Genomic DNA, 15,270 nt, shown 5'->3' with positions numbered 1-15,270 from the left:
CATTGGCCACCCTGACCGACCGAACTATCCTGGTGTCGGACACATCGCCTCGCAGCCCGACGGCAGGGATGTCGACCTGTCAACCATCGCGGCTCGTTTCAACCCATGGAGTCAAATGCCAACATCGGCTCGTCTATAATCAAAAAAATCCAGAAGGCCAACGATTGCATGGAGCCCTACTTTATGAGTCAAGCCCGCGGGCGATATGCGGGATCCCGGGACAGTGGCCAACGCCAACCTCACCACGTTAAAAAATCCCCGTCCAACCGGCAGGGACAACCGTATGTGAAGGCGCCTCCTCGAGACTCCGCCCAGACTGCCTCCATTTTCAAAACACGATCATTTCAGTTTCTGGTCGACGCGGTGGGCGCAGAGAATATCGCGATAGCACTTGAGTCGAACATGACACGCGTGGCCGAACTGATGAAGGGTGAGAGGTTCACGCCCGAGACCGCCTTTCACATGGAAACCACGCTTGGATTGCCGCATGGCTTTTTTGACCAGCCCAATCCTGCGCTCGCGGCCGAGACCATCGCTCGCCTGAAGTCACCGCTGGACTTCGTTCAAACGGATGGCGGCCCCGACGTAGAGGCTGAAGCACTTGAGCCGGCTTCTGCCCTGAACGTCGATCAGCAACCAGTTCTTAAAGATAGTTTGTCCGAGGAAGCGCAAATGCCGAAGAAAGCAGCGGGTGGGTCGCCCAGAGCCGTCAGGAATAGTCAAAGCCAGATAGCCGAACAAGCTAAACCTCGTACGCCACAGAAAGCTGCGCCTTCGAAATCCAGGACATCTCCTAAAACGCCCCAACAGCAACCACTGGAATTAAGCGACGGTGCTGAGGTAGAAAACATCCGACGCGCTAACCTTCGCCTTCTCACCAGTCGCAATGGATCGAAAGTAAGACTGGGTGTAGTCATGGAGATGAGTGGATTCAACATCGCCGATCGGCTAAATGGCAAGAAGCGCATGGACAGTGTCGAAGCCAACCGGTTCACGGAGCGACTTGGTTTGCCAACTGGCTGGCTGGACAACCCGCGCTCCGAAACCGAGATTCCAGAGTCGGTGTCGCTTCTGCTTACGCCCGCATCGCGGGGTCGCGCATCCGGTCAACAACACGAGCCGGTTGCGGCAGCAACAAACGATGGCGTACCAGAGAAACACGCCGATGTGAAGGCGCGCAAGAAGCGCACGCGGGCGGGCGCCCTGGGCGATTCGGAAAGCCCCTCACCTGTTTCGGCGGATGTCGCAGACGAGAAAGCGACGATCGTCGTCAGCCCGCAAGATCATGCAAGGGATTTCTCCGGCGACCTTGCCGGTCGCCCACTTGAAGCAAGTGATAACGATGCTACGGCAGCCACACCGGCAACCGTTGCGTCCTTTCCCGCGTCCGCAATACCGCAGCGAAACGCGGTACAGGTCTCTTTGACTTCCGTGACGAGCCTGGACAATCTTCACGGTATTGAACCGATCGCGGAAGCATTGATCAAGACGCTTGCGGGTAAAGCACGCACGGGGCGATTGGACGAATTGAAAGCGCTGGAACTTTTGCAGCAGGCGATCCTGTTGTGAGCCGGTGGTAGCGTGTCAGGCCCCCTCGTACCATGGCGCATAAAGCGCATCGGGGTGGGTCGACCCCGGTGCGTGAAAAATCGCTCCATCTCAGATTCCGCCCAACGAGCGACGTTCGGTGCCGTTCAGAGGAGGCAATCGGCCCATGCCGAAGTCGGCCGAACTTTGCCAATAGCCTGACGCGGCTATCAACGAACAAGGCCCGGGATTCCGGGTCTTGTGACCGTATCTCTCGCCGCCTGATCGTTCCTGAAGTCCGCGAAAGGCGGTACCGGGAGGTAATGCTCTTTCGGGCTGTCTCCGGGGGACAGCGAGCACGGTTCCCGGCCTGCGCTCAGTTCCTGCTGTCGCCGCACCCGCATGTCTTCCTCAAGACGGGTCTCTTCGAGTTCCTGCAGCACGCCATCGAGGTCCACAGGTCGCGTGTCGACTTCGATGCGGCCGGTCAATTCGACATCGACATGCAGCCGCCCTGCTTCTAAGAGCGTCCAGATCTCCATGCCATAACTCGCCGTGAGTAGTTGCGGTGCAAACCGCCCGAAGTACGCGGCCAGGTTGTCGACGTCTCGCTCGAGCATCGAGGCGGCCTCGTTGTTGCCGGCCGCGTCGACGGCCTGTGGCAAATCAATGATCACCGGCCCATCCGCTGCCAGCAGAATGTTGTATTCCGACAGATCGCCGTGAATCACCCCCGCGCAAAGCATGCGGACAACCTGGTTCAGCAGCAGCGCGTGCAGTTCGAGGGCGCGGGCTTCGGTCAGAGCGACGTCGTTGAGCCGTGGCGCGACGTCACCCACCTCGTCGATCACCAGATCCACCAGCAACACGCCGTCGGTACAAATATAGGGTTGCGGCACGCGCACACCTGCGCCGGCAAGCCGGAACAGCGCGTCCACTTCAGCGTTCTGCCATGACGCTTCCTGCATCTGACGGCCGTAGCGCGTTCCTTTTTCCATTGCCCGCGCCTGCCGGCTGTTCTTGACCTTGCGACCATCCCGATACGATGCGGCTTGCCGGAAACTGCGCTGCTTCGCATCCTTGTAGACCTTTGCGCAACGTGTCGATTCGCCGCTGCGCACGACGTAGACCGTTGCCTCGTTGCCGCTCATCAACTGGCCGATGACTTCGTCGATGAGCCCTTCTTCGAGAAGGGGCAAAAGTCGTTTGGGTATTTTCATGCGACCGTCGGCTGCAGGTCGTGGAACGCGCATTCCTCACGCGTGGATGGTGAATAGTTCGTTGAGGTATGTGCGACCAGTAAGCCGATGGATCGTGCAGTCTGTGCTAACGCTCGCAAACTTGCTGCGTGGGGGATGGATTGAGCCATGCCCGATTATAAGGGAGGCCGTGAACAAGCCGACGCCGATCTCCCTGCGACTGCATAGGTGCACTGCGCCGCAAGTCCGGGCCCTTGCAGCCCGGCTCGACCGGCAGCAGCCGACTCCTCTCGGCCATCCGCTTAGCCTTAGACCGAATGCCAGCTACCGGGAGAGGAGCGGCCCTTTCATTGCCGGACCGTTTGAAATAAGTTGGAGCGTACGGTTCGAGGTCGTCCTGGTCTTCATCTCCCAATTGGACGCGGACGAAAGCCACCGCACTAAACGCTTCGGAAGCGTTCGGTATGGATGCATACGCTGGTTCCATCGCTTATGCTGAGAAGCTGTCACGGCGATGCCGTTTTTCGAGCGCCGAATAAATCCTGACTGCACATTTTGCACTGTTCCGAAAGATAAATCGTGAATTACCCCTGCCCATTTTGCTCCCTTCCGCCAGACCGGATTCTTGGTGAGAACGATAAGGCCATATGGTTTCACGATGGGTTTCCCGTTTCGCCGGGCCATAGCCTGCTTATCCCCAAACGGCACGTAGCATCGTTATTTGAGGCTACCACTGAAGAACGTGTGGCACTATTAGCGTTGCTGGATCAAGCTCACCAGGCAGTACAGGAAGGCAACGCCCCTGATGGCTTTAACATCGGTGTCAATGTAGGCGCTGCCGCTGGGCAAACCGTGCCGCACTTGCACATCCATCTGATTCCGCGCTATTTGGGAGATCAGGAAGACCCTCGGGGTGGGGTGAGAAAGATTTTTCCTGAGAAAGCGGTCTATTGGGATAAGAACTAGGAAAAAAATATGAAAATTGGCGAAACCGTTGAGGTTTACCTCGATCTGCACTCTTTGGGAGAGAAGGGTCGCTGTCGATGGATTGTAGAAAAATTCTGCGGCTCACCGTTTGGGAGGAAAGAGCGCTTGAACGGCACTACCGGAAAAGCAGATGCCCAGGCGACGCAGATTCTGGCTCTAAAAAATTGCCAGTTTTACGTCCATCAATATAAGGCGCAACAAATCCGGGAGCTGAAGAACGACAAGTCGCCCCATGCCTGGGTGATCGGGGAGTTGTCCGCGGTTGATGCGGTCGATGATGTCATCAAAAATCAGTGCACTTACGAAGTTAGCTACAACCCAAAGCTTCGCAATCTGGTCGACGACATCGGGCACGCTGCTTTCTATACCGAAGCAGACAACAATCCGATTTATGCCTCGGATGTTGTTTACCTCTTCTTTGACGGCGCCGCGAAACGCTTGAGAACCTTCGCCTCTTCTCCGTCCATGAGACAGGCAAGCTATTATGACAACGACAAGTACCCGATAATTCCGTCCGCCAGGCGGCTGTCACAGTCTTGAGGTGCGTGCGCGCAAGCCGACGCTCCGCGCGCTAATCGATTGGGTTTCGTCGGACCGTTTGAAATTTGAGAGGCCGACCGGATGGCCGCTTTGGAGGCGCGGGCCGACGACTGAATGTCCGGTCCACACTCCCAGCAACCGACTCATGTTGGCCGAGAGCACCAGTTCAACCGAGGTGGTGGACAGCTGCCGTTCGAGTTTTACGACAGCGATACGCGACGGCCGCAAAAAGGAGGCCGAGAGTCTGACGGCGCACCGTCACGTGAAATCTCGGGGCGTTAAAAGCCAAGACACTCGCGCTCGCATAAGGCAGCGTTTGCGGGATTCTGAAGCGGACAGGCGTCAGCCTGCCCACCTTGACGGCCCCGCCCACGGGCCGCCGCGAATGCCTTGGCGACAAGGCGCTCCGTTCGCTTAAGGCTGCGTTGTTTGAGACAGACCGATGCAGCCGCGCGCACCGACTGCCGCGAACACCTTGACGGTGTCTCCGTAGCTCGAACGAGCGATTACTCCGCTTCCCCGTTTAGAACCATTCATTCAATGCGTAAAACCCTGCCGAAGCAGGGTTTCGTACTCCACATCGGGACCGCTTCCTGTTACGCCGCCTTCTTGTGCGTCACGTGGTGACTCACTTTATGAATGTGCTTCGTCGTCTTGTGGGCCGGTGCCGGTTTCGTGGCGGGAGCCGTAGCGGCAGCCGCGGGTGCTGTGGCAGCAGGTGCGGAAGCCTAGGCGAACACGACCGTAGCAAACAGGGAGGTAACCAAGGCGGCAGCAAGCTTCTTCATTCGGAGTCTCCGGTGGTAAGGCGACGATTCATTGCGTCGTCCACTGTCATAACGTTGTTGGATCCCGTTGCGTTGACGTAGATACTGAAACGGTTAGTCGGTTGTATCCGCTTTTTCCGCAACGAACGGATCGTTCTTCGTAATCGATTCCCGCGACCTCTGCGAGCACGTTCGCGAGCGAGAACGGAGGAAAACAAGGGGCGGTTAGTCGCGAGGCGGCCTGGGCGGCCGTCGTCCCTGATTTTGATTTCAACACATCGATCTATGTGCGACATCGCTCCAACGCTGTTATTCCGGTGAGGCCAATCCAGGCCTCCCCAATCAAGGGAGCGCATTCAGATGCCGTAAACCAGGTAGGGCGCGTCCGCATGAAGGCGCGCATGGTTGTCTCGTCGAAGCTCGCGTCATGCCGGTAAAACTTTCACTTCTGGATTTTGTTCTTGCCACGCCCGTACGGCAGCAGAACGTCGTCAGTCCGTCGATCCGTTCGTCGTTGCTGTCGACGCTGTTCGATAACGCGAGGCCGCTTTCCATGGCGGGCGTAGCGAGCATGTTCGTAGCGCTGGTGGCGCTGGCCAGACTCAACCAGCCATGGGCCCTCATATGGTTTGTCCTGGACGCAGGCGTGCTGGCGACACGCCTGTATGCGATCCATGCGTACTTGCGCTGTAACAACGGGCGCACTGAGCACCCGCGTTCGTGGGCAGCCTGGTATGCTCCGCTGTGCATGGGTTCGGAGCAACATTACAGAAGCAGTTGATAGAGCGCTGCACTGCCTGGCTGCGGGAGGACCTCCACCCTCTCGACATCGACCTCGTTGACGGGCGTCACCTTGAGATGACGCGTAACCCGGTACCGGACGGGAGTGCCGTCATCATTATTGTCGATGTGACTGAGCGTCGGCGCGGAGAAGCCAAAGTTCTCCATCTTGCTCAACATTATCCCCTGACGGGACTCGCAAACCGACGTCAGTTCCGGGACCGTCTCAAGCGGGTTCTCGCGAATCAAAGGAGCCCATGTCTGGCGTCAACTAGAACTACCGTCGGCAGAAGTAATTGTCGCCAGACAAGCCCAGGTACAGCGCCCGCCCTCCTATATCTGGACCTCGATGGATTCAAGCAGGTCAACGATCATCTCGGCCATCGTGCAGGCGATGAGGTGTTGACGACGGTTGCTATACGATTGCAGCAAGCGATCCGGCACGGGGAACTTGCCGCAGGCTCGGGGGCGACGAATTCGCAATCGTGATCCCTGAATCAAACCCTATCGCCATCACCGCCATCGCGCGACGCATCATTCGGATCGTCGGCATGCCCTATCCCTCGGCGTCGGCGAGACGGTCAGCATCGGCGCCAGCGTCGGGGTCGCGCTGGCGTCCGGGAACGAGGCAGTTGATGACTTCATCGGACGGGCGGATAACGCCTTGTATGAGGCCAAACAGGCGGGCAAAGGGATTTATCGTGTCTCATTGTCGAAGCAGGCGACGCGCTTTTCCGCACCCCATGTCGTCAATGCTGGTGAAGAACAAACGCAGTCGATTGCCTTTCGGCCGACAACGTGAAATTTCAACAGCTCTCTCGATTAATTTCGCGGCCTTTTTGCCGTAATCAACACTGGGACGGATCTGACGAACTTCATGATCGATATCGAGGTACAAGTCGGCTCCAGACAAAACATAACCAACTTTGAGAGAATCCTTCATGGTGTTGAATCGTATCGCCTTCTATGCTATCGCCGTTTCCATCCTCGCGGGATGTGCGGTCGGACGCACCACCGTTGACGTCGTCGCGCCCCAAGGCACAAATCCAGCGACCGGAAAGTTTGTCCGTATCGAGTCGCCGCAAGACAAACGCACGTTCGCCGTCGCCCCACCGAGTGCCGACATGGCGTCACTTGATCCAGCCGAAGACGCGAGCGACGCCTCGAAAGCCCGAGCCATTGGTCGGAAGAGAAACGGCTACGGCAAGGCGCTTGGTGACGTGGTGCTGCCTGAAGGCAAAACTGTTTCGGGCCTCGTTGAGAACGCGTTGGCTACCGGCTTCCAGGAGGCGGGCTATGTCGTCGTGAAGCCAGGCGATCCGAATTTCGGCGCAGCCGCGCCGGTGACGGCAGAAGTCGTCGATTTCTGGGCATGGTTCCAGCCCGGTTTCTGGTCCGTTACTACCAATCAGAAGTCGGAGATCCTGGTGTCTGGCGATGTGGGTGCCCTCCACGGTACGCAGACGATCAAGACGCGCGTGAAAGAATCCAAGCAGGTCGTAAGTTCTAGCGACTGGCAGGAAATCGTGCAAGAGGGCTTGTCGGCAATTACATTGCAAGCAAAGACCTTGCTGAGTGGAAAGTGATGGTCCTTTCTCCTCGGGGTGTCCCGGGCGCCTGATTCAAACAAAGCGCCCTGATCCAACACAATTCAGACGTGCCATTTTTTCCCGGCGAACAGGGACGGACACTCAAGGAGTGTCCCCGCCGCTCATCTGTCTGTCGCCACGCGACGGTTTTTATGTCAAGCGACCTCACTCGACACGGCCGAAGTGCGCTCTCCTGCCTTGGTAAATCAACCGATCGGCCTTTGCGGATGTTCAACGGCCGACGGAGGAGCGACTGTTCCAGATAGATTTGCCGATATTCGCGAAAGCCAATTGCCATACTCAGCGGGTGAAACGATCACAACCGGGGACGCCTATCTACGCGGTCTACCGGTGGCGTCGGCGCGCACACTCCAATGAGCGGCGTCGTTGCACACACTCGTCAGACCCTCCACCGCCTTCTTGATCACATAAAAGTGGCGCCGCTTGTTCGGACAGGGTCCCGAGATTTTTAAGTGGAACCACCGGGGCGTTCATGCTGCCGATTTAATCGCAGGCAGCGTCGCGAAGTATGCCTCATCCGGAGTGCGGTCTTCCAGACTCGAATGAGGTCGTCTGGTTCGGATGAACGTCGTACTGCTGCGCCAGTTCTGCCAGCGTCTTGTCGCCCTTCAGGGCTGCCAGTGCCACCTTTGCCTTGAATGCCGGGCTATGTGACCGGCGGCTTCTTTTTGTCATCTTTGGGTTCCTTTTACTGGTTCCTATGACCAGCTCAGGCCCCGACCGTTCCACTTACCGACCTGTCCGAATTTCCGGTTCCACCTCTCATCACCGACCCCTGGGGTTTTGAGAATGGCATCGCCAGCGGCATCCAGTGGTGCGTTAACGACCTGCAAAGCCCGTCCAAACCAACCTCGCTCTGGATTTCTCCACGATTGAATGTCACTCAACGCCTGGGTTTCGTATTTGTTCATTGCTGTGTCTCGTTTGTCGCTTCACTCAAATGCCCTCTGCGCACCGACTCGTAATCGAGTCGAATTCACGCACGCTTCACGCACGCCCCGGTTAACCCCGACCCGACCTTGCGTACCACTGCCAACATAAAGCATGTTTACGGGTGACTGTGCTAGGACTTGAGGGTTCGGAGCTTGCATGTTTCCTCTTGCGGTTCGTGCACCTTGGCAAGCAGTCCGCGCGTTCGATTCGTACTCGTTGAAGCTCCTCCTTCTGCCCTAAATCCAAAATTCGAGCCGATCGGAATGAACTTCATTGTTAGCATAGGAATCGGTCACCGTTAGCGTTTACTCTAGCGAATGCGGCATCTGGACCTTCACGCGATCAACGCCGAACGGCCTACTGTTTTTTGCGCTCGACCAGGGCACGCGCAGGGCTGCTGCATCAAACCGCAGTCACTTGCCGTTATGGCACCGTCTCCGGTTCGACTGCCTGAATCAGCGTGTCCCGACAACCTTTACGCTGAAAGGTTGACAGCTCCTGCATCTTCTTCTTCACCGCTTTCCATGCTTCGAGCAGATCAGCACGTGCGGTCTGCCATGCCGCTGGATGGTGATAAAGCACCACGAAGCGGTACTTCTCGTCGGTAGACGCAAACGCGGCCGCGCCATTTGCAGCCTCGCCTTCCCACACCTGCGGCAATGCGTGCGGAAGCTGTTCGAACGTCGAGAGCTGCAACTCCGGCTTCTTGCCTCGCGTGGTCGTGCTTGCTACCAACTCCCAGACCACTTTCGGGCCGGATATGACGTGCGCACTGCGAATTGCACCATTCAAGTCCAAGTACGCCTGAATGCGGAAATGTTCCTTGCCTGCCGCGTGCAAATGCAAGATCCCGCCATCCAGAAGGACCAGCGGCATCTTCTGCAAGGGACGCTCCGAACTGTCCTCATCTCCTTCGTAAAGGGCGGCCAAAACTTCATCGAAAACGTCGCAAAACCATCCCTGCACACCCGCAAGTAAGTTGCCGCATGCCTGAAGATCAACGTTTTTCATGCTTGATATTTTTCCTTCTTCAAGAGTTTTTAGAAGGCGTGAAACGCGCAGATCTGCATCGCCGCCGTATGCTTGACTAACGGCGGCAAGCGCCGGAAATGCCGTGCGGGCACGATATTCCCGTTCTAAATATTCGTCGGGATACTTAATCGTGGGCCGGTAGTAGAGCGCAATTCTCCCCATCTCCTGCGAGAGCCGCGTCAGAAGGGGCGCCTCATCGCCCGATGCTGCACTGACTACGACCGCGAACCACACCGTGTCGGCATCCGCCATCAGATAACCCCAACGTCGCCCACTGTTCTTCGCCGCGAGCCAGCGCTGCAAGTTGTGTCCATCCGCTGTCGCGAGTGCCGCGGCCAACGAGCAGATCGCCGTGCGCAGCAGCAGGAAGTCGTCGCCGATCGACTCCAGAATCACCTTGCCGCTCAGGCGCTCCCGGGAGGCAAACGCGTATGACATGTCCATCTGGCGGGTCGCAGTATTGGCTCGTTGATCGAACGCAAAGCCCTCCAGGTCGACATGCCCGACCGACGCTTGGTCGCCCTCAGCCAGTGCGACACTCAGTGAGCGCCCGGTCGAGCAGGCGCCAGGCACAAGAATCTCCTCCGTGCAGACAATGGACGCATCTTTCGGAGCGGACCGTGATAGACGGAGTACACCCATCGCCGTGTCGAGCATACGTCGCGTCAGACGACTCACGCCCGGTCCCGTCGGCACGATGCGCGTCACGCGGAGGCAGTTGAACGCCGGCAGATATTCCGCCGATTCGGACGCACTATTGACCGCCTGCGTCGCAGGCACCCGTTCGTCGCTGCCCTTGCGGCGAATGCCGTCGGGCAACGTGATCGCGGCGGGCGCTGCATTTTCCGCAACCACTGCCAGCGCTGAGTCAGGAAAGAACACCCCGTCGGCATGCTGTGAATCGCCCTTCGCCGCAACCTGAATCGACTCGTCATCGTCGAACGTCGAGAGGTCCAGTTCGCCAATCTCGTCCTTCCGTTTGCCAAGGTCCATGCGCAGATCGCTGACAATCTTGGCGCGAATCACGCGCTCGACCTGGAACTGATCGAGTGTCCCGTCGAGATACGGAAAAGCCACACCCAGACGTGGCAATTCGGCCAGCGATTCGCCTTCGACGCGCTCAAAGCGCTCGATCCGTCGTCCAATCAGACTTCCCAACCGGTCGATCCGCCCGATGCGCTGTTCGAGATCGCCCGAGGTCCACGCGACGCCATAGTGCACGACGTTGTCGCAGAAGAGATGCATGTCGACGCCCTCTTTCAGCACGTCCGTACAGATCAGCACGTTCGGATGCGTGGGAAACTTGAACTGCGTCACCGCGTTCTGATTGCGCAGCCGGCTGGAGCGTCCAATCACGGGCGACATCTGGCGAAACGCAAGATGCACGCGCTCGCGGTAAATCTCCTCCCAGCCGACCGCTGCGCCGCTACGCAGGCATTTGTCGACGATCAGATCGAAATGCTCGATCCAGCGGCGAAACGTTTCTTTCCAGTTATCGATGTAGGTGGATAGCCCGTGGCCTTCCGTGCTTTGCCGATCGCATTCGAGCAGCCACATCAGTTTCTCGGGCAACTCGGTCGCGCCATCCGGCGTGCGGTTCAAGTGCGTATGGAGAATGAACAGATCGACGAGGAAATCGGTCTGCCTCATCGATTGCAGCACGCAAAGCTGCAATGCTGCCAGCTTCCAGGCATCGTCTCTATGGTCCGCGGACCCGTCGAACAACCAGCGGCGAGCCGGATCAGTAGACAGCTCATCGAACCGCTCGCTACCCAGAACGATCCGTAGAAAGCGCAGCCAACGTGCGGCATTGTTCTTCCAATGGTTCTCATTCGCCTCGCTGACGAGTTCTTCAGAAGGTTCTGGCCGTTTCAGAAGAAATCCTCGCAGCGGATTGCGCGACGCGTCCTTCGTACTGAGCAACCGCGAGCCGAACGACACGAGCATGCCGTGACGCCCGCCTTTTGCCGCCCGTTTCAACGCCTCGAAATAGGGAAGGTCGAACGCCTCGCGATAGGCCGTGCGGTGCGATTCGGCACCCGAAGGTTCGTCGCTGCCGAACTCCTTCATGCTTTCGCGCTCCGCCTCTTCGTCGGCTTTTCTCTCCGCTCCGATCACCTCTTCGTCGGCGTCATCCATCGCGCCCGCCGCGCCCGTTTCCCAGAATGCATCCTTGACCCATGGCGTTTTGCCGTTTGCACCCAGAGCGGGTTGCATCAGAATGCTTCGCCAGGTCTCGATCCGCTGATCGAGCTGTCGCTGGAACTTCACGTTCAGCAGATCGCGGATTTCTTCGACGGTGTCGATTCGGCGCACGAAAACAAGTGTCTTCTGACAACTGCCTTTCGCGAGGCTGTGCGCAAACAACGCATCAGCGGCACGATTCAGTTTCGCGTGCGGAAGCGAGGTCGTGTGCTGCTGGGTCCCAGGGTGTTTACCGGGCACATTCATCGCGTCGACGAAGCTACGATTGAGCTCGTCGATGGCGGTGCGATCCACCGATACGCCCGGCTCCTCCTTCGTGCCTTGCTTCGCGTCGCGCACAGCCTCGTATTCACGCTCAACGGCTGGTTCGGCAACGTGCGCCTTTTTGCGCCCGAGCAGACGCCCAACAGAAGTCGATAACGATTCAAACGAAGCGCACTCGCCAAGACGGAATCTGTTTCCCTTTCCCGCGAGCACGCCGACCAGGCGTTTCTGCACGAGCGCCATCGTGAGCGAGAGGAACGGATCGTTCGACCCCGCATAGCGAACGCGCTCGTACTTGCGGTACTGGATTTTTCCGTAGTGCCGGTTGTGCCTGTCCGCATAAGTACGTGTCCGGCGGACCATGAAGTCCGGCAGCAGCGGCACCACATCTCTCACGCCTTCGGGCTGCGCACGCAATTGCCAGGTCATGCGGCTGCAAAATGTCTGATACTGGCAGTCTCCGCAATCACGCGGAATCTCCAAAGCGCGATTTTCACCAACCTTGTGCGCGGGTTGGCGGCAAAGATAGGTATCCAGACTGCGAATGTCACTCGCCTTCGAGTGCAACGGCGTTGCACTCATGAACAACCAGCGTTTTACATTCCGGCGAAAAATGCCGGCAATATGCCGATTCTGGAAATTGGTCGTATGACGCAGATACTGTGCTTCGTCGAAAATGACCAGATCAAGCGGGTGATTGGGAATGGGCTCATCGTCCGCGCCAAGGCTCGAACCATTCGTCATCAGGGCCGCGATACGCCGGCAGTATGCTGCGCTCAATGCGTGCGTGAGGTCGCCCTTCTGCGTCTCGGACAACGCTCCGCGCGTCGTGCACAGCGCGCGTTCGTCGTCTTCGAGATCGGCCAGTGACGACACGCCGACCATTGACCGGTAATCGTCCAGTATCGACGCCGCGTCTTTGCCCTTGAAAGTCAGCGGGCGACTAAATGACGAATAGCGCAGCAAATGAATGCGTGCATCGCCGAGACTCAGCGAACGGACGAAATCGCGCAGGCTATGGTGAAGATGCAGATCCTCGACTTGACGGGCATTGACTGTGTCGAGCAAACGGTCATCGAGCAACCGGTAACAGGTTCGCAAAAATTCCGACCACTCGCTTTGCCACTGACGCTGCAGCGTCGCGCTCGAACAAACGATCGCCACGCGTGAGTCGGGGTTGCGCAGGAATTGCGTCGCGATGACACCCATTGCTTGCCGGGTCTTGCCCATGCCGACTTCATCAGCCAGATACGCGAAGGATTTTGTTTCCAGCAAATGCCAGAGTGCGGCTACCCCCTTGCTCTGAAGCACGGCTTGCGCGCTTGGCGTCAAGCGCGTGGCGTCATGTCCGTCGAAGTCGATGTAGGAACGAACAGCCTGAGCGGTCAGCCCGCCTTGAATGATGTCCGTCTTATCAACCATGAATGCCTCCCGCCTGGTGACTCGCTTCCCGCTGTAGTTCCTCACGGAACCAGCGCAGGAATGTTTTGGTGCGTTCAGGGGTCGCCTCGCCGAACATCGATCGAAACGATTGCGACTCGCCAAGCAACTGCGTCATCTCTGCGCCAAGCACGCTGATTTCGGTCTCGATGTCGCTACGGAACGTTTCCGTCGATTTGAACTTCATCGTCTTGTCCAGACGCACGACGACATCGCGCATTTCCGACAGCTGGATATACCGGCCGATCTTTTCTTCATGCGTGATCGCCGCCTGCGCGGTGATCGCGCGATAAAGCGTCACTGCACCATAAGGTGCGAGCTTGTCGTAAGGGTCGCGCTCAGCCGCCGCTTTCGTCTGGTAGTACTCTTGCAGCTTCCAGGTGGCCTGGAAAAGACCGAAAAAGTCGAAGGTCGGATCGGCGGACTCTTCCTCGCCATCGCCCGTGCCATCTGCAAGCTCGGAAAGAACGCGCTCGCGGGTCTTGCCCGTCGTCGCAAGCGGATTGAGGCTTCGCAGCAGTTCGAGAACCCGATTGAGGCGCGGACGCGGCAGATAGCCGAGTTGATCGTCGCCCGCGTTGACCTGGGTGATCAATCCGCGAAATATTGCCGGTTCATCTTGAGCGAGGCGGTAGTGGACCGAGAACGATCGCACCGGTTGTGCGCCTTTGTAACGCCATGGTTGCATGACGCACGTCTCGCCAGCGGCCGCAGTTGTCATCGTCCAACTGTACGCACCGATCGACAGAACGAGATCACTGACCGGCTCGCTGCCCGTGATGGTCAGATGTGCCCGAAATTCGCCCGCCGTCCAGTCGTACAGCACCGTCGCGTCGAAAGGCGGAAGCGGCGGCGCACCGTCCTCCTCATCATCCTCATCGACCGACGCAAAGGAAGGATCGGGTAGCGATCGCAGTTGCGCTTTCCAGGGGTCGGGCGCAGCGCCGAGTTCGTAGCGCAGCATCGCCTCGATATTCGTCAGCGTCTGGTTCCCGGCAGAAAGCATCGCCGCCTGAGTGAAGTTCGCCGAGCCGATGCACAATACCCGCTCCTGTTCGTTCTCGAGCAGCAGCGCCTTTGCATGGGTGTAACGTTCGCTATCTTTCTCGAACGCCGCGAACGTTCGGTCCGTCAGGTTGACTGTCTCCACAGGGAAGCGGTACTTGCCATCGGCTGTCAGCGAAGGCACGAAGCGGCACGTCTTCACGCCAAGCGCCTCGACCAGTTGATCCACGGCGCTCCAATAAGGCGAAACAACCGTCGCTGCGTCCCAGGCTACGTCGCCCTTCAACGCGTCGAGCATCGATTCGCTCCCGCTCTTCTGCGGCAACGACAGATGTAATGACGGTGTGGCAGGCGTATGCGGCACAAGGTTATCGTCGCGAAGCACGGCTCCGTGCAATACGCGCAGAATGTCGCGGACGCCGCCCTCTTCCTTGTCCTCTGATGTGGTTCCAAACTGAAGTGCTGCCTGGCCGCGAAGCCACTCGAACAGGAGATTCAGTTCCGACGCATGACGAGACGTGACTGGCGTCATCCCGACGACCTCGCGATTGACGCCCCACCCGGACAACGTCAGATTGCCGCTGCCGACCGACATCCACAGGCCCGGTTGTTGCGTGTCCTTCAGCGTACCGAACATCAACATCAGCTTCGGATGAAAGCGGCCATCGGAAAGGCCGACGGGCAGCAAACCGTAGCGCATGTCGCCTTTTGGTTCGGGACAGGTCGAGCGATCACACACCACGAGGCACCTGAGCGTCTCGAGGTCAGCGTTGATCGCGTAGCGTGTTTCCGAGGCGCCTTTCAGATCGTCGACCGTGTCTCCGACCAGCAGCGGCAAGACATTCGACTCGAAAAACTGCGACGCGAAATTGAACGTCGTGAAGAGAACATAGCGCGGATGATCGGTTGAGAAACGATCCCGGATATGCTCGAGCGTCGCGCGCATCGCCCGGTCGATACCAGGTTTCGATAGTTTCATGG

General features: G+C 58.3%; 11 protein-coding genes and 2 pseudogenes. 7 read left to right on the top strand and 6 right to left on the bottom strand.

Annotated features, from left to right (window positions below; translation table 11 throughout):
- The first annotated feature begins 183 nt into the window (after positions 1-183).
- The gene (locus BMW76_RS25615) at positions 184-1,569 is read left to right on the top strand and encodes a hypothetical protein (protein WP_090870315.1); all 1,386 of its coding nucleotides are present in this window, start codon (positions 184-186) and stop codon (positions 1,567-1,569) included.
- A gap of 326 nt (positions 1,570-1,895) precedes the next feature.
- On the opposite strand, the pseudogene BMW76_RS25610 reads toward BMW76_RS25615, so the two are convergent.
- Positions 1,896-2,747 (bottom strand): annotated as a pseudogene (locus BMW76_RS25610) (PA4780 family RIO1-like protein kinase); the annotation flags it as partial.
- A gap of 558 nt (positions 2,748-3,305) precedes the next feature.
- On the opposite strand from BMW76_RS25610, the gene BMW76_RS25605 reads away from it, so the two are divergent.
- The 5 genes from BMW76_RS25605 (at position 3,306) to BMW76_RS42485 (ending at position 6,602) form a co-directional block, all read left to right on the top strand.
- On the top strand, positions 3,306-3,692 hold the full coding sequence (locus BMW76_RS25605) for an HIT family protein (RefSeq protein WP_245763381.1): 387 nt from the start codon (positions 3,306-3,308) through the stop codon (positions 3,690-3,692).
- A gap of 9 nt (positions 3,693-3,701) precedes the next feature.
- Complete coding sequence (locus BMW76_RS25600; RefSeq protein WP_090870270.1) at positions 3,702-4,253, top strand: hypothetical protein; 552 nt, start codon at positions 3,702-3,704, stop codon at positions 4,251-4,253.
- Between the two features lie 1,194 nt (positions 4,254-5,447).
- On the top strand, positions 5,448-5,801 hold the full coding sequence (locus BMW76_RS42005) for a hypothetical protein (RefSeq protein ID WP_245763380.1): 354 nt from the start codon (positions 5,448-5,450) through the stop codon (positions 5,799-5,801).
- Entirely contained in the window at positions 5,741-6,289 is a 549-nt protein-coding gene (locus BMW76_RS42000; RefSeq protein WP_322789299.1) for a diguanylate cyclase domain-containing protein, read from the top strand. The genes BMW76_RS42005 and BMW76_RS42000 overlap by 61 nt, the downstream gene beginning before the upstream one ends.
- Positions 6,290-6,296: 7 nt before the next feature.
- A complete protein-coding gene (locus BMW76_RS42485; protein ID WP_281248549.1) occupies positions 6,297-6,602 on the top strand; it encodes a diguanylate cyclase domain-containing protein in 306 nt (101 codons plus the stop codon).
- Here BMW76_RS42485 and BMW76_RS41300 read toward each other — a convergent pair.
- Positions 6,507-6,743 (bottom strand): hypothetical protein, encoded by a 237-nt coding sequence (locus BMW76_RS41300; protein WP_177200488.1) that lies wholly within the window; start codon positions 6,741-6,743, stop codon positions 6,507-6,509. The genes BMW76_RS42485 and BMW76_RS41300 overlap by 96 nt on opposite strands.
- Here BMW76_RS41300 and BMW76_RS25585 point away from each other — a divergent pair.
- Positions 6,742-7,386 (top strand): flagellar biosynthesis protein, encoded by a 645-nt coding sequence (locus BMW76_RS25585; RefSeq protein ID WP_090870268.1) that lies wholly within the window; start codon positions 6,742-6,744, stop codon positions 7,384-7,386. The genes BMW76_RS41300 and BMW76_RS25585 overlap by 2 nt on opposite strands.
- A gap of 558 nt (positions 7,387-7,944) precedes the next feature.
- Here the strand turns inward: BMW76_RS25585 and BMW76_RS40505 are convergent.
- The 4 genes and pseudogenes from BMW76_RS40505 to BMW76_RS25575 all read right to left on the bottom strand — a co-directional run.
- A pseudogene (locus tag BMW76_RS40505) lies at positions 7,945-8,085 on the bottom strand (transposase); the annotation flags it as partial.
- A gap of 23 nt (positions 8,086-8,108) precedes the next feature.
- Positions 8,109-8,321, bottom strand: coding sequence for a hypothetical protein (locus tag BMW76_RS40500; protein ID WP_143062324.1), 213 nt, complete (start codon positions 8,319-8,321; stop codon positions 8,109-8,111).
- A gap of 445 nt (positions 8,322-8,766) precedes the next feature.
- Complete coding sequence (locus BMW76_RS25580) at positions 8,767-13,266, bottom strand: DEAD/DEAH box helicase (protein WP_090870266.1); 4,500 nt, start codon at positions 13,264-13,266, stop codon at positions 8,767-8,769.
- Positions 13,259-15,268 carry a phospholipase D-like domain-containing protein gene (locus BMW76_RS25575; protein ID WP_090870265.1) on the bottom strand — a complete coding sequence of 670 codons (2,010 nt, stop codon included), beginning with the start codon at positions 15,266-15,268 and terminating at the stop codon, positions 13,259-13,261. The genes BMW76_RS25580 and BMW76_RS25575 overlap by 8 nt, the downstream gene beginning before the upstream one ends.
- Positions 15,269-15,270: the final 2 nt, after the last annotated feature.

Source organism: Paraburkholderia diazotrophica (genome assembly GCF_900108945.1).
Taxonomy (GTDB): Bacteria; Pseudomonadota; Gammaproteobacteria; order Burkholderiales; family Burkholderiaceae; genus Paraburkholderia; species Paraburkholderia diazotrophica.
The sequence above is the reverse complement of the archived record's forward strand: the minus strand, read 5'-3'. Positions and strand labels throughout refer to the sequence as shown.